Origin of the sequence: Streptomyces sp. R35 (assembly GCF_041053035.1) — a bacterium.
GTDB lineage: Bacteria > Actinomycetota > Actinomycetes > Streptomycetales > Streptomycetaceae > Streptomyces > Streptomyces lutosisoli.
In genome coordinates this window covers 1,313,123-1,331,356 of the sequence record NZ_CP163440.1, presented here as the reverse complement: position 1 = coordinate 1,331,356, position 18,234 = coordinate 1,313,123, and the positions used below count along the sequence as shown (strand labels likewise).

14 protein-coding genes are annotated in these 18,234 nt (G+C 70.4%); 7 read left to right on the top strand and 7 right to left on the bottom strand.

Going from position 1 to position 18,234, the window contains the following annotated elements:
- Position 1: 1 nt before the first annotated feature.
- The 3 genes from scpA to AB5J50_RS06480 form a co-directional block, all read right to left on the bottom strand.
- Positions 2 to 2,176, bottom strand: a complete 2,175-nt coding sequence (gene scpA / locus AB5J50_RS06490; protein ID WP_369255748.1) for a methylmalonyl-CoA mutase — start codon at positions 2,174 to 2,176, stop codon at positions 2 to 4.
- Positions 2,176 to 3,981: a methylmalonyl-CoA mutase family protein gene (locus AB5J50_RS06485; protein ID WP_369255746.1), complete on the bottom strand. Its 1,806-nt coding sequence runs from the start codon at positions 3,979 to 3,981 to the stop codon at positions 2,176 to 2,178. Before AB5J50_RS06485 ends, scpA begins: the two co-directional genes overlap by 1 nt.
- Positions 3,982 to 4,166: 185 nt before the next feature.
- Complete coding sequence (locus AB5J50_RS06480; RefSeq protein WP_369255744.1) at positions 4,167 to 4,640, bottom strand: isochorismatase family protein; 474 nt, start codon at positions 4,638 to 4,640, stop codon at positions 4,167 to 4,169.
- 23 nt (positions 4,641 to 4,663) lie between these two features.
- Between AB5J50_RS06480 and AB5J50_RS06475 the strand changes: the two genes are divergently transcribed.
- The gene (locus AB5J50_RS06475) at positions 4,664 to 5,722 is read left to right on the top strand and encodes an NAD-dependent epimerase/dehydratase family protein (RefSeq protein ID WP_369255742.1); all 1,059 of its coding nucleotides are present in this window, start codon (positions 4,664 to 4,666) and stop codon (positions 5,720 to 5,722) included.
- Positions 5,723 to 5,779: 57 nt separating this feature from the next.
- Here AB5J50_RS06475 and AB5J50_RS06470 read toward each other — a convergent pair whose 3' ends face one another.
- The 3 genes from AB5J50_RS06470 to AB5J50_RS06460 form a co-directional block, all read right to left on the bottom strand.
- The gene (locus AB5J50_RS06470) at positions 5,780 to 6,757 is read right to left on the bottom strand and encodes an alpha/beta fold hydrolase (RefSeq protein ID WP_369255740.1); all 978 of its coding nucleotides are present in this window, start codon (positions 6,755 to 6,757) and stop codon (positions 5,780 to 5,782) included.
- A 79-nt stretch (positions 6,758 to 6,836) separates the two neighbouring features.
- Complete coding sequence (locus AB5J50_RS06465; protein ID WP_369255738.1) at positions 6,837 to 7,709, bottom strand: TIGR03943 family protein; 873 nt, start codon at positions 7,707 to 7,709, stop codon at positions 6,837 to 6,839.
- A complete protein-coding gene (locus AB5J50_RS06460; RefSeq protein ID WP_369255736.1) occupies positions 7,706 to 8,725 on the bottom strand; it encodes a permease in 1,020 nt (339 codons plus the stop codon). The genes AB5J50_RS06465 and AB5J50_RS06460 overlap by 4 nt, the downstream gene beginning before the upstream one ends.
- A 226-nt stretch (positions 8,726 to 8,951) precedes the next feature.
- Here AB5J50_RS06460 and AB5J50_RS06455 point away from each other — a divergent pair, with 226 nt between their 5' ends.
- From AB5J50_RS06455 to AB5J50_RS06435, 5 genes are read left to right on the top strand one after another with little or no spacing between them, the layout of a single operon-like run.
- Complete coding sequence (locus AB5J50_RS06455) at positions 8,952 to 10,457, top strand: cytosine permease (protein ID WP_369255734.1); 1,506 nt, start codon at positions 8,952 to 8,954, stop codon at positions 10,455 to 10,457.
- Positions 10,454 to 11,047, top strand: a complete 594-nt coding sequence (locus tag AB5J50_RS06450) for a cysteine hydrolase family protein (protein WP_369255732.1) — start codon at positions 10,454 to 10,456, stop codon at positions 11,045 to 11,047. The genes AB5J50_RS06455 and AB5J50_RS06450 overlap by 4 nt, the downstream gene beginning before the upstream one ends.
- Positions 11,044 to 11,754 carry a GntR family transcriptional regulator gene (locus AB5J50_RS06445; protein WP_369255730.1) on the top strand — a complete coding sequence of 237 codons (711 nt, stop codon included), beginning with the start codon at positions 11,044 to 11,046 and terminating at the stop codon, positions 11,752 to 11,754. The genes AB5J50_RS06450 and AB5J50_RS06445 overlap by 4 nt, the downstream gene beginning before the upstream one ends.
- A 51-nt stretch (positions 11,755 to 11,805) precedes the next feature.
- Positions 11,806 to 12,822 carry an ADP-ribosylglycohydrolase family protein gene (locus AB5J50_RS06440; protein WP_369255728.1) on the top strand — a complete coding sequence of 339 codons (1,017 nt, stop codon included), beginning with the start codon at positions 11,806 to 11,808 and terminating at the stop codon, positions 12,820 to 12,822.
- Between the two features lie 4 nt (positions 12,823 to 12,826).
- Positions 12,827 to 13,756, top strand: coding sequence for a PfkB family carbohydrate kinase (locus AB5J50_RS06435; protein ID WP_369255726.1), 930 nt, complete (start codon positions 12,827 to 12,829; stop codon positions 13,754 to 13,756).
- Between the two features lie 10 nt (positions 13,757 to 13,766).
- Here AB5J50_RS06435 and AB5J50_RS06430 read toward each other — a convergent pair whose 3' ends face one another.
- Positions 13,767 to 15,029 (bottom strand): alpha-L-fucosidase, encoded by a 1,263-nt coding sequence (locus AB5J50_RS06430; protein WP_369255722.1) that lies wholly within the window; start codon positions 15,027 to 15,029, stop codon positions 13,767 to 13,769.
- 233 nt (positions 15,030 to 15,262) lie between these two features.
- On the opposite strand from AB5J50_RS06430, the gene AB5J50_RS06425 reads away from it, so the two are divergent.
- The gene (locus tag AB5J50_RS06425) at positions 15,263 to 18,232 is read left to right on the top strand and encodes a carbohydrate binding domain-containing protein (protein WP_369255720.1); all 2,970 of its coding nucleotides are present in this window, start codon (positions 15,263 to 15,265) and stop codon (positions 18,230 to 18,232) included.
- The last annotated feature ends 2 nt before the right edge of the window (positions 18,233 to 18,234 follow it).

Sequence of the window (18,234 nt, the reverse complement as noted above, 5' to 3'; positions counted from 1 at the left end):
ATCAGACGTCGTGTCCGAGATCGACCGCCAGCCGCTGCACCAAGTCGTACGCCGCGTCCGGGATCACCGTCCCGGGCGGGAAGACGGCCGCCGCGCCCATCTCAAGGAGCGTGGGCACGTCCTGCGGCGGAATCACCCCGCCGACCACGATCATGATGTCCTCGCGGCCCTCCGCCGCCAGTTCCTCCCGAAGCGCCGGTACGAGGGTCAGGTGCCCGGCGGCCAGCGAGGACACCCCGACGATGTGCACGTCCGCCTCGACGGCCTGGCGTGCCACCTCGCCCGGGGTCTGGAACAGCGGGCCGACGTCGACGTCGAAGCCGAGGTCGGCGAAGGCGGTGGCGATCACCTTCTGGCCGCGGTCATGGCCGTCCTGGCCCATCTTGGCGACCAGGATGCGGGGGCGGCGGCCCTCGGCCTCCTCGAAGGAGTTCACCAGCGTGCGGGTGCGTTCGACGGACGGGGACTCGCCGGCTTCGGTGCGGTACACACCGGAGATCGTACGGATCTGGCTCGCGTGCCGCCCGTACACCTTCTCCAGAGCGTCGGAGATCTCGCCGACGGTGGCCTTCGCGCGGGCCGCGTTCACCGCCAGCTCCAGCAGGTTGCCGGTGCCTTCGGCGGCCCGGGTCAGGGCGTGCAGCGCGTCCTGGCAGGCCTGTTCGTCGCGCTCGGCGCGCAGCCGGCGCAGCTTCTCGATCTGCTGGGTGCGTACGGAGGAGTTGTCGACCTTGAGGACGTCGATCTGCTCGTCGGTCTCCACGCGGTACTTGTTCACGCCGATCACCGGCTGGCGCCCGGAGTCGATCCGGGCCTGGGTGCGGGCCGCGGCCTCCTCGATGCGCAGCTTGGGGATGCCCGCGTCGATGGCCTTGGCCATACCGCCCGCCGCCTCGACCTCCTCGATGTGCTGCCAGGCCCGGCGCGCGAGGTCGTACGTCAGCTTCTCGACGTACGCGCTGCCGCCCCACGGGTCGATCGCCCGGGTCGTGCCGGACTCCTGCTGGATGAGCAGCTGCGTGTTGCGGGCGATGCGCGCCGAGAAGTCGGTGGGCAGGGCGAGCGCTTCGTCGAGGGCGTTGGTGTGCAGCGACTGGGTGTGGCCCTGCGTCGCCGCCATTGCCTCGACACACGTACGCGTCACGTTGTTGAACACGTCCTGCGCGGTCAGCGACCAGCCGGAGGTCTGCGAATGGGTCCGCAGGGAAAGGGACTTGGCGTTCTGCGGGTCGAACTGCTTCACCAGCCTGGCCCAGAGCAGCCGTGCCGCCCGCATCTTCGCGATCTCCATGAAGAAGTTCATGCCGATCGCCCAGAAGAAGGAGAGCCGGGGCGCGAACGCGTCCACGTCCATCCCCGCCGCCCGCCCCGCCCGGATGTACTCCACACCGTCGGCCAGCGTGTACGCCAGCTCCAAGTCGGCGGTCGCGCCCGCCTCTTGGATGTGGTAGCCGGAGATGGAGATGGAGTTGTAGCGCGGCATCCGCTGCGAGGTGTACGCGAAGATGTCGGAGATGATCCGCATCGACGGCTTCGGCGGATAGATGTAGGTGTTGCGGACCATGAACTCCTTGAGGATGTCGTTCTGGATGGTCCCGGCCAACTTCTCGGGCGGTACGCCCTGTTCCTCCGCCGCCACGATGTACAGCGCGAGAACGGGCAGGACAGCCCCGTTCATGGTCATCGACACGGTCATCTTGTCCAGCGGGATGCCGTCGAAGAGCTGCCGCATGTCGTAGATCGAGTCGATCGCCACGCCCGCCATGCCGACGTCACCGGTCACCCGCGGGTGGTCGCTGTCGTAGCCGCGGTGGGTGGGCAGGTCGAAGGCGACGGACAGGCCCTTCTGGCCGGCCGCCAGATTGCGCCGGTAGAAGGCGTTGGACTCCTCGGCGGTGGAGAAGCCCGCGTACTGGCGGATGGTCCACGGCTGGTTGACGTACATCGTCGGGTACGGGCCGCGCAGATACGGGGCGACACCCGGGTAGGTGCCCAGGAAGTCCAGGCCCTCCAGGTCCTGCCCGGTGTAGAGCGGCTTGACCGCGATGCCCTCCGGGGTCTCCCAGAGGAGGTCGTCGCCGCCGGTGGCCTTCTTGACGGCGCTGCGCCATTCGTCGGTGCCGGCGTCGGCGGTCGGGACGCCCAGCTCGATCCCGGAGAAGTCAGGGATGGGCATCAGGACACTCCCATGCGGTCGAGGGTGGCGGAGAGCACGGCTACGGCGTCACAGCCCGCGAAGACGTAGGCGTCGACACCGGGGTACTGCGCGGGGCGACCGGCGAGGAACACCTGTGCGGCGCCTGCCGACTTGAGGGATGCGGTGACCTCGGCGGCCCGCTCTTCATACAGTGCGTCGCTGGAGCACAGGCAGACCTCGGTGGCACCGCTGTCCTCGAACGAGCCCTCGGTGACGGGCTCGATGCCACCCGCCTGGAACAGGTTCGAGGCGAAGGTGAGGCGCGCGGTGTGGGCGGCGGCGGGGCCGAGGGCGGCCAGGAAGATCCGCGGCCGGGAGCCGGTCGCCGCGAGGTGGGCGTCGGAGCGGGCCCGCAGTGCCTCGTACGCCTCGTCGCGCCGCACGCGCGGCAGCCCGCCGGACGGCTGCACGGGGGCGGCTTCGCGCTCCACGAGGCGTTCGGCGAGGTTCGGGAACTCGCTGACCCCGGTGATGGGTTCGCGTCGCTTGGCGAGCTTCGCGCTGCGCGCAGCCCAGGTGTCGGCGAGGTCCTGGCGGAGCCGGCCGGAGCGCAGGGCCGCCGCCTGGCCGCCCTCTTGCTCGATCCGCTGGAAGAACTCCCAGCCCGCGTGGGCGAGTTCGTCCGTGAGCCGTTCCACGTACCAGGAGCCCCCGGCCGGGTCGATCACCCGGGACAGATGCGACTCCTCGACCAGGATCGTCGAGGTGTTGCGGGCGATCCGGCGGGCGAACGCGTCGGGCAGGCCGAGCGCGTGGTCGAAGGGCAGCACGGTGACGGCGTCGGCGCCGCCCACCCCGGCGGCCAGCGTCGCGACCGTCGTGCGCAGCATGTTCACCCACGGGTCGCGGCGGGACATCATCACCGGCGAGGTCACCGCGTGCTGCACCTGCCCGCCCGGGGCCCCGCAGACCTCGGCGACCCGTGCCCAAAGCCTGCGCGCCGCACGCAACTTGGCGATGGTCAGGAACTGGTCGGCGGTGGCCGCGTAGCGGAACTCCAGCTGGGCGGCGGCCTGTTCGGCAGTCAGTCCCGCCTCGGTCAGCGCGCGCAGATAGGCGACACCGGTCGCCAGCGAACTGCCCAGCTCCTGGGCCGCCGAGCCGCCGGCCTCGTGGTACGGCAGCGCGTCCACGGTCAGCGCCCGCAGCCCCGGGTACTCCTCGGCGCACCGTCGCGCGAGTGCGGCGACGGGCGCGAAGTCGAAGCCGTTGTCTCCCGTACGGGCCTCGAAGCCCAGTGGGTCGGCTCCCAGGTTGCCGCGCGCCGCCTCCTTGGCGACCCCCCGCTCCCCGTACAGCCGTAGCAACTCGCGTGCGGCGGGCTCGACTTCGCGTCCCGCGTCGAGAACGACGGGCGCCAGGTCGAGATAGACACCGTCGAGGACCCGGCCGAGCGACGAAACCGGAATCCCGCCCTCGCCGATGACCAGCCAGAGCGAGGTGACGCCGTTCTCCAGGTCCGCGAGGACCGCGGCACCGTCGGCCGCCGTGTGCTGCTGCCGCACGTCCCAGCCGCCGAGGGTGTTGCCCTCGGCGCGGCCGCCCCGGACGAAGGGAGCGAAGCCGGGAACGCCGGGATCGGGCGCGGAGTCGTGCGCGGTATAGAGGGGGCGGGCGCGCAACCCGTCCTCCAGCGCGGTGGACAGAGCGTCCTCGGCTGCGTCGTCCGAGACTTCCTTGCCCGACTTGCGCAGTACGCCCGCCACCAGGCGTTGCCACTGTTCATGTGTCGCGTCAGGGAACTCGGCGGCCAGCGAGAGCCCGTCGTCAGGCAGGACCGTCATGCTCGGATGCTAGGCCAGAACCGCAGGTGAGCAGCAGGGGACGCGGCTGTGACCTTGCCCTCTCCGGGGTGGGCTTGATCGCCGGGATGGGTGCGTACTAGTAGGAGGTGTTGCGTGGATCACAGCGCCACCGCCGAAGTGAACACATCACCCGCGGAGCGGCAGCGAGACCCTGGCCGTGGCGGTCAGCTCAGCGACGCGGCGGACGGGACGACGACGCCGTACAGGTCCTCGATCGTCGCCAGGGCACTGTGGTGGACCTGCTCGGCGGAGACCTCGGCAACCGCCGTCCGCAGGGGCCGAGTCGCGCAGGCGTCGGCGACGACGGTGGGCCGGTTGCCGCGCAGGAACGCGCCCTGGGCGGTGAATGCCACGCACATGTGTGTCATGAAGCCGGCGATCACGACGTCCTTGTTCCCGGCGGCGTCCACGCGGCCGGCCAGGTCGGTGTCGAGGAAGGCGTTGGGCACCTGCTTGACGACGACGGCCTCACCCTCGACAGGGGCGGCCTTCGGGTGGATCCGCCCGATCTCGGCCCGGATGTCGTACGGCGCGCCCTCGCCGCCGCCTGCGGGTTCAACACGATCGACACCCTGATCCGGGCGTTCCGCCGGAAGCTCAACACGACGCCGACGGAGTACCGTAGCCGGTTTCGGCATTCCAGGACGTGAGGAGTGACAGCGTGGGTGGAGACGGCGCGACAACCGTGCTGGTGACCGGCGGCAGCGGGTTCGTCGGCAGTCATCTGGTCCGGCGGCTGCTGGAGCGGGACTACCGGGTGTGCGCCACCGTACGCAGCGTGGCGAACACGGCGAAGGTGTCGCCGTTGAGGGAGATGCAGGACGCCTTTCCCGGCCGACTCGCCCTGTTCGAGGCGGACTTGCTGACGGAGGGCTCCTTCGACGATGCGATGAGCGGCTGCCGCGTGGTCTTCCATGTGGCGTCGCCGTTCCTCATGCCCGAGAAGATCAAGGACGGCCGCAGGGACATGGTCGACCCGGCCCTGATCGGCACGCGCAACGTGCTGGCGAGCGTGGAGAGGACCGCGACGGTCGAGAAGCTGGTCTTCACGTCCACGGTGGGCGCGGTCTTCGGCGACTACATCGACGTGCTGGACATGGACGACGAGGTGCTGTCGGAGAAGTACTTCAACACCACCAGCACGGCGGAGAACAACCCGTACCACTACGCGAAGACGGTCGCGGAACGCGAGGCATGGGCGGCGGCGGCGGCCCAGGACCGCTGGCGCATGGTGTCCGTCAACCCCGGCCTGATACTGGGCCCGTCGCTCACCCCCAAGTCGGAGTCCGGCAGCCTGTTCCTGCTCGACGAGCTGTTCAAGGGCTACTTCTTCTACGGTGCACCGGACTTCAGCTTCACGACGGCCGATGTGCGCGATGTGGCCGACGCGCACATCGCGGCGGCGGAGAACCCCGCGGCGAAGGGCCGTTACATCGTCGCGGCGGAGACGATGACCTCCTTCCACGAGATGTCCCGCATCATCCGCACCCGCTACCCCCGCGATCTCCGGCTGCCCCGTACCGCGCTCCCGCACTGGCCGGTACGCGTCCTGGGCCCGGCGTTCGGTCTGACCCAGGACTACATCCGCAAACACCTCGGCATCCGGTTCCGGGTGGACAACAGCAGGAGTGCCCACGAACTGGGCCTCACCTACCGCCCGATCGAGGAGACCCTCCTGGACCATTACGAAGCGTGGCGGCGGCAGCGAGGGGCGAACTGAAGGCGTCAGGCCCTGTGACACCCCGGATGCGCGGGATCACCCGTGGGACGCGCACGATCAGCCGTGCGCGGCCCGGCCCACGACGAGCCTGATCGCGCTGATCGTGAGGTCGGGGTCGTGGACCTGCACGTAGTGGTCGCTGCCCGTCGCGAGCAGGTGAGGGGTCTGCGGTGCCAGGTCCACCAGTGTCTGCTGCACCCGGGGCCAGGCCGCCTCCAAGCGCGCCAGCAGCTGTTTCGAGGTTCCCGCCGGGGCGGCGAAGGGTTCCGTCTTGCTGAGAACGGCGAGCGGCGCCTTCGGCAGCGGACCGGCACGGTCGACCGCCGCGACGGCGCCGCCGATGTCGACGGTCTCGAAGGCCGGGTCGTGGTCGAAGGGCGTGCCCGGATGGTTGAGCAGCCGCACGTACGTGGCCCAGTCCGTGCCGAAGAGCGGCTCGATGTCCGTACCGAACGAGTCGACAAAGACGAGACCGCCGACCCGCTCCGGATGCTGCTGCGCGTACAACCGGGTGATCATTCCGCCGAAGGAGTGGCCCACCAGCAGGTAGGGGCCGGGCACGCGCCCCGATGTCAGCACTTTGTCCAGGTCGCGCGCCATGTCCTGGAGCGAGCGCGTACCGGCCATCGGGGTGCTCCGCGTGGTGAGGGCGGGGGGTTCGGTGTACCGGACCGTTCCGGGCCGGTCGTAGGTGCAGACACGGGTGAACTCGGCGACGCCCGGGAAGACCGCCGGGGCCTTCGGTACGGGCGGGCGGGTGTCCGTGATGCTCCAGGTGTCGGAGGAGTCGTGGAGCCCCGACTCCAGGACGACGGTCGGGCTGCCGCTTCCCCGGCAGTGCAGGTAGATCTTCCGGCCACCGCCGATGTCCACCTGCCGGGCCACGTCACCGCTCGCCGCGGTCGCCGCCGCCACCGCGGAGGCGGTCGCTGTCTCCGTCACGGCGCGGGTGGCCGGGAGGGTGTCACAGCCGGACAGCAGCGTCAGCGCCGCGGCGGTCGGCGCCAGCATCCCGACGGGCAGGCGTTGTCGCATGGCCTCAGCCTGACCGGGGGCGCGGCCGTCCGCCACCGAGCCGGTGGCGGACGGCAGCCGAACGCCCAGCAGAACGGAATCAGTTGTTCCAGCTCTCGTCGTACGGGTCGCGCGGTGTCGGCACCGGCCTGGCCTGGCTCACCTTGAGGAACGGGATGATGCCGCCGTTGACGGGATCCTTGGTCTGCTTGCTGGTGTAGGTGCCGGTGACTTCGAGCCAGGTGTCGGGTTGGAGGACGGGCGGAATCCTTCCGGACAGGCCGATCTTCACGGGTTGGGCGTCGGCGGCGCAGCAGTTCAGAGCCATGCGGACCAGGTAGGGCGTACCGCTGCGGTCGAGGGCCACGAAGCCGGTGATCTTGATCCGCCGGTCGCCGAGGGAGCGCCCGTGGTCGTAGGCGGCGCGGCCGGCATAGTCGACCAGGCCGAGCGGCAGCGGATCGCCGGCGGGGAGGGCGGGGTAGCCGAACGGTGCTTGCAGGGCCGTACCGGTGCGCATGGCGCTGTAGGAGCCCAGGGCGGGCGGGGCGACCAGGATCAGGGCGAGCAGCGGCAGGATGAGAAGCCAGGAGATGCGCGGTTCACGATGTCCGTGTCCGTGCCCGTGCTCATCGCCATGGCCGTCCCCAAGGTCGTCCCCGTGGCCGTCGCCGTCTCCGCTCCCGCCTCCCTCCACGTGTACGTCGTCGCGCTCGGCCTCGGGCCGGTCCTCCCCCTGTGCCGAACGCGCCCCGCGCATCCCGCGCACCCATCGCATCCCGCGCCCCGGCCGCCCCGCCCGCACCTCGTACCAGACCGTGGCCACAGCCGCGACGATCAGCACCACGCCCGCTCCGAGCAGCAAGGGCTGCAACCCCGCCTTGACGTACCGCAGATAGAGATCGGTGCTGCCCGCGTGCAGCACCGCCGCGCCGGTCAGGAAGAGCACCGCCGCCTGTGCCTGCCGGTTCACAGCAGCACCGCCCCGACCAGGACCGACATGAGGATCGCCAGAGCGAAGGTGGTGGGGGCGAACCGCAGGGCGAATCCGCGGCCGAACGTGCCGACCTGCATGGCGAACAGCTTCAGGTCGATCATCGGTCCGACGACGAGGAACGCCAGCCGTGCGGTGAGCGAGAACTGGGACAGCGACGCGACCACGAACGCGTCCGCCTCCGAGCAGATCGACAGCAGCACGGCGAGGACCGCCAGGGCGAGGACCGACACCACGGGGTTGCCGGCCGCGGCGTGCAGCCAGCTCGCCGGTACGACGGCCTTGAGCGTGGCCGCGGCCATCGCGCCGACGACGAGGAACCCGCCGGCGTGCATCACGTCGTGCCGTACGGACCCCCAGAACGCCGCCCCCTTTCCGAGGCCCTCGTGCGCCGGGCGGGCCGGTGGGCGCAACCAGTCGGTGCGGCCGAGGCGTTGCCACAGCCACCCCATCGCGCACGCCACGAGCAGACTCGCCACGAACCGGGCGAGGACCATCTCCGGATCGCGCGGAAACGCCACGGCGGTGGCGGTCAGCACGATCGGGTTGATCGCCGGGGCGGACAGCAGGAACGCCAGCGCCGCCGCGGGCGTGACGCCCCGGCGTACCAGCGCCCCGGCCACCGGCACGGAGGCGCACTCGCAGCCGGGCAGGATCGCCCCGGCCATCCCGGCGACCGGTACCGCGAGGGCGGGCCGGCTGGGCAGTGCGCGGGCGAAGAACGACGGCGGGACGAACACCGCGATGACCGCCGACAGCAGCACACCGAGGACGAGGAAGGGCAGGGCCTGGATCACCACCGCGACGAACACGGTCATCCAGCTCTGCATCACCGGCGCCGACAGCGCCCGGCGGACCGGCCCCTGCAACGCGACCACCAGGAGCAGCAGCATGGTCAGGACGAGCGGGGAGTTGAAGTGCCAGCCCCGCCAGCCCTGCCGGTCGGCCGTGTCGCGGTGGTCGACCGGGGGCGGGGCTGCCTTGGTGATGGTCACGGGTGTGGTACCTCCGGTAGGGAAGGGCTCGGTGGCTGGTGCCCCTCGACCTTGAGTACGCCGGTTCGGGCACAGCTTCTCACCGCGAGTCCCGGTGAATCGGCGAGCCCCCGCGAATCGGCGCATCCGCACCTCCGCGGGCCGATCCCGGTCCGCTCGTGTCCCTTGACGGTCCCGGGCGGCCGCCCTACCCTCCACTGAACACGTCTAGACAGGTAGGTCGACGATGGCAGACTCCCTGGATTCCCTCGACAGCAGAGCCGCCGGCCGGCAGCTCCAGGTGGAGACGCACGGGCTCGACGTGATCGGCGACGCCGAGCGCAAGGGCACCCCGCGGACGCTGTTCTGGCCCTGGTTCGGGGCCAACGTCTCGATCCTGGGCCTCAGTTACGGCGCCTTCGCGCTCGGCTTCGGCATCTCCTTCTGGCAGGCGCTGGCCGCCGGAGTCATCGGCATCGTCTTCTCGTTCCTCCTCTGCGGCTTCATCGCGGTGGCGGGCAAGCGGGGCTCCGCGCCGACGATGGTGCTCAGCAGGGCGGCGTACGGCGTACGGGGGAACCGGCTGCCCTCGGTGATCTCGTGGATGCTGACCGTCGGCTGGGAGACCGTGCTCACGGCGCTCGCCACGATGGCCACGGCGACGGTCTTCGGGCGGCTCGGCTGGGGCGGCGGCACCGAGACCAAGGTGGTCGCCCTGATCCTGGTGGGCGCGCTGATCGTGGTCGGCGGTGTGATGGGCTTCGACCTGATCATGCGGCTGCAGACGGTCATCACGGTCGTCACCGCCGTACTCACCGTCGTCTACATCGCACTGGTCGCCGACCACATCCACTGGCACACCGTCAGCTCCGTGCCCGCGGGCTCCGCGCAGGAGTTCATCGGCGCCCTGGTCTTCATGATGACCGGCTTCGGACTCGGCTGGGTCAACGCCGCCGCCGACTACTCGCGCTATCTGCCGCGCTCCTCCTCCAGCCGGGGTGTGATCGGCTGGACCACCTTCGGCGCCTCGGTGGCACCGCTGCTCCTGCTGGTCTTCGGACTGCTTCTCGCGGGCTCCTCCGCAGACCTCAGCAAGGCCATCGCCATCGACCCGATCGGCGCGCTGACGACGATCCTGCCGACCTGGTTCCTGGTGCCCTTCGCCGTGGTCGCCGTGCTCGGCCTGGTGGGCGGCGCGGTCCTGGACATCTACTCCTCCGGCCTGGCCCTGCTGTCCGCCGGTCTGCGCGTGCCGCGCTATCTGGCGGCGCTCGTCGACGGCGTCCTGATGATGGCGGGCTCGGTCTACATCGTCTTCTTCACCGACAACTTCCTCGGCCAGTTCATCGGCTTCCTCACCACGCTGGGCGTCCCCGTGGCCGCCTGGTGCGGGATCATGCTGGCCGACCTGGCGATGCGCCGCCGCGACTACGACGAGGGGGATCTGTTCCGTCCGGGCGGCCGCTACGGCGATGTCCCGCTCCAGCCGCTACTGCTCACCCTCGCCGCCACCGCGCTCGGCTGGGGCCTGGTCACCAACTCCGCCGCGAGCTGGCTGGAGTGGCAGGGCTATCTGCTCGACCCGTTCGGACTCGGCGGCAAGACCGGCGCCTGGGCGTACGCCAACCTCGGCGTCCTGCTCGCGCTCGCCCTCGGCTTCCTCGGCACCCTGGCCCTCGGCCGTGGCCGGGTGCGCGCCCAGGAGCGACAGGACCCGAGCCCGGCGGCGAGCGAGGAGGTGGTCGGCGCGTGAGCACGGAGAACGCACCGGCTGAGCGCGGGGACCCCGGGGCATCGCACGGTCTGCTCACCGTCATCGACATGCAGCGCGTCTTCGCGGAGCCCGACAGCCCGTGGGCGACCCCGCGGTTCGAGGACGCGGCCGACGGCGTACGGCGACTGCTGCCGGCCTTCGGCGACCGCGTCACCTTCACCCGCTTCCTCGCGCCCGAGAAGCCTGTCGGGGCCTGGCGCGCGTACTACGACCAGTGGCCCTTCGCGCTCCAGCCGCCGGGGGCCCGGCTGTGGGAGCTGACGGACGAATTCGCCGCGCGTGCCCAGCACTTGGTGGACGCCACGACCTTCGGCAAGTGGACCCCCGAGCTGGCCGAACGCGTAGGCGCCGACGGACGGCTGGTCCTGGCCGGAGTCAGCACGGACTGCTGTGTGCTGTCCACCGCGCTCGCGGCCGCCGACGCGGGAGTCGAGGTGCTGGTGGTGGCCGACGCCTGCGCGGGCGTCGACGACGACTCGCACGCCAAGGCCCTCCAGGTGATGGACCTGTACCGGCCGCTGATCCGCGTCGTCACCGTGGCCGAGGTGCTCGCCGGGGGCGCGGAATGACCGCGGTCCGGCTCAAGCACCAGCAGATCACCGAGGCGCTCGCCAAGGAGATCCGCAGCGGACACCGCCCGGCGGGGGAGCAGTTGCCGGGCGAGCACGCCCTGGCCCAGCGCTTCGGCGTCAGCCGCACCACCGTGCGGGCCGCGCTCGCCGAGCTGAACGAAGCGGGGCTGATCGCCACCCGCACGGGCAAGGGCTCGTACGTCCTCTTCGACGGCCGCCCGCTGGACGACCGGCTCGGCTGGGCGCACGCCCTGGCCGACCAGGGCATCGACACGCGCGTGCGGACCCTCGCCGTCGAGGAGGTCCACGACGAGGAGCTGGCCGGTCGACTCGGCCTGGACACACCCGTGTTCATCCGGGTGGAGCGCACCCGGGAGCTGGTCGCGGACGGCTCCGTGATCTCGTACGAACGCAGCTCTCTGCCGCCCGTTCCAGGTGTCCGGGAACTGCCGAAGCAAGGCAGCCTCGGTGACCTCTCGCTCACCGAGGTGATGCTGCGGGCCGGGCTGCGGCCCGACCACGGCGAGCAGCGTCTGGCCGGGAGGCGGATCGACGTCCGGGAGGCGGAAGTGCTGCGTCGCGCGCCGGGGGACTGGTTCCTCGACACGCGGCGCACGAGTCGCGCGGCCGACGGCTCCTTGGTCGAACATGTCGTGAGCCTGCTCGACCCCGACCACTTCCAGCTGTCCCTCGAGTTCGGCTGACGCCCGGCACCTGGCCCCGAAGTTCCGCTGGCCCCACCACGGAAAGCACCCATGAGCACCATCAGCCCCACCCTCCACAGCCGCGCCCTCGGAGCCCTGTACGGGCTCGCGCTCGGCGACGCCCTCGGCATGCCGACGCAGATGCTGTCCCGCCCCCGGATCACCGCCCGCTACGGACCGGTCCTGACCGGCTTCCACGCCGCCGCGCCGGACCATCCGCTGGCCGCCGGGATGCCCGCCGGAGCCATCACCGACGACACCGAACAGGCGCTGCTGCTGGCCCAGTTGCTGCTCGACGGCGAGGGAACCGTCGACGCGGCGGAGTTGGCCCGGCGGCTGGTGGCCTGGGAGGACGACATGCGGGCGCGGGGCTCGCTCGACCTGCTCGGCCCGTCCACCAAGCGCGCGGTGGAGCTGGTCCTCGCGGGGACGCCGGTGGACGAGGTCGGCCGGTACGGCACCACCAACGGCGCGGCGATGCGCATCGCGCCCGTCGGTATCGCCGTGCCCTCCGGGGACCCGGTCGCCCTGGTGGACCGGGTGGTGGAGGCCAGCAGGCTGACCCACAACACGGGCGTCGCGCTCGCGGGCGCCGCTGCCGTCGCCGCCGCGGTCAGCGCGGGACTCGACGGTGCGTCCGTGCCGGAGGCGGTGGAGGCGGCGGTCGGCGCGGCCCGCCTCGGGGCCGGGCGCGGGCACTGGGTGGCGGCAGCCGACGTGGCCGAGCGGATCGTCTGGGCCACCGGGCTGGTACGAGGGCTGTCGACGGCCGACGTGTGCGAGCGGGTGTACGCGCTGGTGGGCACCAGCCTGGCGACCCAGGAGTCCGTACCGGCCGCCTTCGCCGTACTGACGGCATGTCAGGACGACCCGTGGCAGGCGGTGTTGCTCGCCGCCTCGGTCGGAGGGGACTGCGACACCATCGCCGCCGTCGCGGGCGCCATCGGGGGCGCCTGTCACGGGGTCGAGGCCTTCCCCGCCGACGCGCGGGCCACCCTGGACCGCGTCAACAAGCTCGACCTCGACGCGACGGCCACGGCACTGCTCGCGCTGCGCGGGCGGCCGTGATCGCATGAGACTTCTGCACCTGGGCAACGTGATGATGGACCTGGTCCTCGCCGTGCCCGCCCTGCCCGAGCGGGGCGGCGACGTGCTGGCCACGGACACCTGGAGCGCGCCGGGCGGCGGTTTCAACGTCATGGCCGCCGCCGCCCGCCAGGGCCTGCCGGTGACGTACGCGGGCGCCCACGGCAGCGGCCCCTTCGGCGACCGGGCGCGATCCGCGCTGCGGGACGAGGGCATCGACGTACTGCTCGCCCCGCGCTCCGAACGCGACACCGGCTTCGTGGTCTGTCTGGTGGACGCCGAGGGCGAGCGCACCTTCGTCACCAGCCCGGGAGCCGAGGCGACACTGACCCTCGATGACCTCACCGAACTGCGGCCCACAGCAGGGGACTTGGTCTACCTCTCCGGCTACAGCATGCTCTACGAGGCCAACCGCGCCTCCCTCACCGCCTGGGTGCCCCGACTGGACCCGGCCGTCACGGTGATCGTCGACCCGGGGCCGCTGGTGCGCGACATTCCCTCTGACGCACTGGAGTTGCTGATGGCGCGCGCCGACTGGTGGAGCTGCAACGCCCGCGAGGCCGCGCTGCTCACCGGAATCGACGACCCGTCCGCCGCCGCCCACGCCGTGCGGTCCCGGCTGAAGCGCGGCTCGGCCCTGGTGCGTACCGGCTCCGACGGATGCCTCCTGCACCACGGCGGCACACTCGACGCGATCCCCGGTTTCGCCGTCCGCGCCGTCGACCTCAACGGCGCGGGCGACGCGCACACGGGCGTCTTCATGGCCGGCCTCGCGCAGGGGCTGGCCCCGGCGGCCGCCGCGCGACGCGCCAACGCGGCGGCCGCGCTGGCCGTCACCGAGGCCGGGCCCGCCACCGCGCCGGGAACGGACGCGCTCGACGCGTTCCTCCGCCAGGCGCGTCCCGCACCCGGGTAGCGGGCCGGCCTCAGTCGCGCCCCGTGCCCCGGTAGAGGTCCAGCTCCCTGTCGAACTCGACGGCCAGCACGGTGGCGTACGCGTCGAGGTCGGCCTCGGCGGGAGCATCGATCCAGGTCACGCCGGGGACCGTGTCCAGGCCGCCGGTGACGTGATGGCCCAGTTCGGTGCCCGTGCCCAGGACGGTCACCCGCCGAATCGCATTGCGCAAGCCACGGATCGACACGGTTTCGCGCGGCGCGTCGAAGCACATGAGATACAGCGTGCGCCGGTCGGCGGACAGCGTGCTCGGGCCGTAGTGGTGCCCGGCGGGCAGTCCGGCGACCGTCCCGTACACGGCCTCGGCATGCTTCGTGACCCAGGCGCCGAGACCCTCCACGCGTTCGACCTGCTCCTCGGGGATCGTCCCGTCCTCGCGGGGGCCGACGCCGAGGAGCAGATTGCCGCCCATCGCGATCGTCTCCGTGAAGTAACGCACCAGCTGGCGCACCGACTTGAAGTCGCGGTCCTTCGGCCGGTAGCTCCACGAGTCGTTGACCGTCAGGCACAACTCCCAGGGGCCGTCCGGCGCCTGGAGCGGGACACCCTGTTCGGGAGTGGCGTAGTCGCCGTGACTGAGCATGCGGGCGTTGAGGACGGTGTCCGGGTTGCCCGCGAGGATCAGCTCGGCCAGCTCCCGCATCCGCCACTGTTCCTCGGTGCGCTCCCACTCGCCGTCGAACCAGAGCAGATCGGGGCGGAAGCGGTCCACGAGCTCGCCGACCTGGCCGTCGCGGTACGCCAGATAGCGCTCCCAGGCCGCCGGGTCCTCCTTGCCGGTCTCGGCGTGGGAGTAGGGGCTCGGCGGCTCGCCCGGCTTGACGTGCCGGATGCTCGGGTAGTCGGGGTGGTTCCAGTCGGAGTGCGAGTAGTAGAGACCGACCTTGAGGCCCCGCTCGCGGAGCGCGTCGGCGAATCCGCCGACCAGGTCGCGGCCGGCCGGTGTGTGCCGTACGACGTTCAGGTCGCCGTGAGCGGTGTCCCACAGGGCGACACCGTCGTGGTGCTTGGTGGTCAGCACCGCGTACTGGGCGCCGACGCGGGCGAAGAGCTCGGCCCAGGCCTGCGGGTCGTAGCGCGAAGCGGTGAAGCCTTCGAGCTCTTTCATGTATTCCTCGTGCGAGACCTCGCCCGTGTAGAACGACCAGGACTCGGCCCATCCGTCGACGGCGTAGATGCCGTAGTGGATGAAGATGCCCAGCTTGGCATCGGTGAACCAGGGTTGCATCGGCATGCGCCCAAGCTAGGCGCCTGGGCTCGGTCCGCGCGTGGGCGCCGGTCACCACTACTGGTCTGTTTTCACCCTGGGTTCCGGACGCTGTGCGATCTCTTTACGCGGCTGTCATGTCCCTGTAGCTTCCGGCTGCAAGGGCTTTCAGGAAGTTTCCGGTTCTTCTTGCAGTCCAACTCCCCGCCCCCCGCCCCGCATTGGAGACGCCCATGACGCCGAGGACGCCCATGACGTCCATGAGACGGAGACCCCCACGCCTGCTGAGGCGCCCGCTGGTGGCGTTCGTGGCGGCGATCGGGCTGTTCGGACTGATCCCACCGGACGCGGGCTCCACGCCCATGGAAAAGACGGCCGACACATCCAACACGGCGACCGTCTTCTACTACACGAAGACCAAGAACTGGCCGACCACCTACCTGCACTACGCGCCGGACGGCGGTTCCTGGACCACCGTGCCCGGCGTACAGATGGAGACGGCCTGCACGGACTGGGTGAAGAAGACCGTCGACCTGGGCTCGGCCACCGGACTCCAGGCCACCTTCAACAACGGCAGCGGCACCTGGGACAACAACGGCGGCAACAACTACGCGCTCGGCACCGGCACCATCACCGTCAAGGACGGCGTGATCGCCCACAGCGACCCGTGCGCCGACACCGGTACGGGCAGCGGCAACCAGGCCACCGTCTTCTACTCGACCGCGACCTCCGGCTGGACCACCGCCAACATCCACTACGCGCCCGCGGGTGGTTCCTGGACGACGGTCCCCGGCGTCGGCATGGAGACGGCCTGCACAGGCTGGTGGAAGAAGACCCTCGACATCGGTACGGCGACCTCGCTGAAGGCCGCCTTCAACAACGGCAACGGCGTCTGGGACAACAACAACAGCGCCGACTACACGATCGCCACCGGCACGACGACCGTGAAGGACAAGACGGTCACCGCCGACGCCAAGGACCCGTGCGCCGCCGAGGCGCCGGACACCGAGGCCCCGACCGCGCCCGCCAAGGTCACCGCGAGCGCCACCAACACCTCGATCGTGCTCTCCTGGGACGCCTCCACCGACAACACGGCAGTGACCAAGTACCAGGTCACCCGCACCGGCGGCACCAAGGGCACAGTCGTCACCGACGTCGGCTCAACGGTCTACTCCGACACGGGGCTTGAGGAGAAGACCACCTACACGTACACCGTGAAGGCGGTCGACGCGGCAGGAAACACCTCGCCCGCCTCCGCCGAGGCGACCGCGACGACCGGCGAGAAGGCACCCGAACCGGCCTCCGGCACACCGCTCGGCACGGACCCCCGCAAGGACCCGATCTACTTCGTCCTCACCGCCCGCTTCTACGACGGCGACAGCTCCAACAACCGCGGCGGCAGCCAGAACGTGAAGTCGGGCAACGCCGCGAACAACGACCCCATGTTCCGCGGCGACTTCAAGGGCCTGGTCGACAAGCTCGACTACGTCAAGGCGCTCGGCTTCTCGGCGGTCTGGATCACCCCGGTCGTCCTCAACCGCTCGGACTACGACTACCACGGCTATCACGGCTACGACTTCTACAAGGTCGACCCGCGCCTGGAGTCGGCCGGCGCCTCCTACCAGGACCTGATCAACGCAGCTCACGCCAAGGGCATGAAGATCTACCAGGACGTGGTCTACAACCACAGCTCCCGCTGGGGCGCGAAGGGTCTGTTCACCCCGACCGTGTACGGGGTCCGCGACACCGAGTGGAGCTGGTACTACGACGAGAAGAACGAGGGCTTCGACTACGACGGTCTGACCGTCGAGCCCAAGTCCGGGAAGTCGTACTACAACGGTGACCTGTGGTCGACGGCCGAACCCTCCGGCAACACCTGCCTCAACTGGGGCAAGCCCACCGGCTCCAAGAGCTCCGAGGGCTACACGCTCTACAACTGCCAGTGGCCCAGCCCCACTTCGGGCATGTTCCCGAAGGCGTACTACCACCAGTGCTGGATCGGCAACTGGGAGGGCGAGGACTCGCGTTCCTGCTGGCTGCACGAGGACCTGGCCGACTTCAACACCGAGAACACCACCGTCCAGAACTATCTGATCGGCGCGTACGACAAGTACATCGACATGGGCGTCGACGGCTTCCGCATCGACACCGCCGTACACATTCCGCGCGTCACCTGGAACCGCCGCTTCCTGCCCGCCATCTACGACCGGGTCACCCAGAAGTTCGGCACCGACGCGGCGAAGAACTTCTTCGTCTTCGGCGAGGTCGGCGCGTTCGTCAACGACAAGTGGAACCGCGGATCCGTCAACCACTCGGCGCAGTTCTACACGTGGAAGGAGCGCAAGGAATACAGCGCGGACGACGAAGCGGCGGCCATCGAGCAGTACAACTACGAGGAACAGCTGGGCACGGGCAATCAGCCGACGTCCACCAACGCCTTCCTGAGCGGCAACAGTTACCACACGCCGGACCGCAGCCAGTTCTCCGGGATGAACATCATCGACATGCGCATGCACATGAACTTCGGTGACGCGCAGAACGCCTACAACAACGGCAAGGACTCCGACGACTCCGTCAACGACGCGACGTACAACGTCGTCTATGTCGACAGCCACGACTACGGCCCGAACAAGTCGAGCACCCGCTACAGCGGCGGCACCGACGCGTGGGCCGAGAACATGGCGCTGATGTGGACCTTCCGGGGGATTCCCACGCTGTACTACGGCTCGGAGATCGAGTTCCAGAAGGGCAAGCAGATCGACTGCGGTCCGACCTGCCCGCTGGCGACCACCGGCCGCGCGTACTACGGCGACCACCTCGCGGGAAGTGTCACGACCTCCGATTTCAGCAAGGTGGACTCCGCGAGCGGCGAGGTCGCCACGACGCTCGCCCAGCCGCTGGTCAAGCACCTTCAGCGGCTGAACCAGATCCGCCGGGCGATCCCGGCCCTTCAGATGGGCCAGTACTCCACCGACGGCATCAGCGGCTCGATGGCCTTCAAGCGCCGCTACACCAGTGGCTCCACGGACAGCTTCGCGCTCGTCACGGTCACCGGCGACGCAACGTACACCGGCATCCCGAACGGCACCTACACGGACGCCGTCACCGGTGATGTGAAGACCGTCTCGAACGGCACGCTGTCCGTGGCGGCACCCGGGAAGGGCAACCTCCGGGTGTACGTGCTGAACGGGCCCGGGAAGATCGGAAGCGACGGGCCGTACCTGAAGTAGCC

Excerpts from the sequence above, each read along its gene's own strand:
- AB5J50_RS06425 (WP_369255720.1), top strand. The coding sequence starts at position 15,263 with ATGAGACGGAGACCCCCACGCCTGCTGAGGCGCCCGCTGGTGGCGTTC.
- AB5J50_RS06435 (WP_369255726.1), top strand. The coding sequence starts at position 12,827 with ATGAGACTTCTGCACCTGGGCAACGTGATGATGGACCTGGTCCTCGCC.
- AB5J50_RS06480 (WP_369255744.1), bottom strand. The coding sequence starts at position 4,640 with ATGCCGAAACCGGCTACGGTACTCCGTCGGCGTCGTGTTGAGCTTCCG.
- AB5J50_RS06470 (WP_369255740.1), bottom strand. The coding sequence starts at position 6,757 with ATGCGACAACGCCTGCCCGTCGGGATGCTGGCGCCGACCGCCGCGGCG.
- AB5J50_RS06440 (WP_369255728.1), top strand. The coding sequence starts at position 11,806 with ATGAGCACCATCAGCCCCACCCTCCACAGCCGCGCCCTCGGAGCCCTG.
- AB5J50_RS06430 (WP_369255722.1), bottom strand. The coding sequence starts at position 15,029 with ATGCCGATGCAACCCTGGTTCACCGATGCCAAGCTGGGCATCTTCATC.
- AB5J50_RS06485 (WP_369255746.1), bottom strand. The coding sequence starts at position 3,981 with ATGACGGTCCTGCCTGACGACGGGCTCTCGCTGGCCGCCGAGTTCCCT.
- scpA (WP_369255748.1), bottom strand. The coding sequence starts at position 2,176 with ATGCCCATCCCTGACTTCTCCGGGATCGAGCTGGGCGTCCCGACCGCC.
- AB5J50_RS06445 (WP_369255730.1), top strand. The coding sequence starts at position 11,044 with ATGACCGCGGTCCGGCTCAAGCACCAGCAGATCACCGAGGCGCTCGCC.
- AB5J50_RS06455 (WP_369255734.1), top strand. The coding sequence starts at position 8,952 with ATGGCAGACTCCCTGGATTCCCTCGACAGCAGAGCCGCCGGCCGGCAG.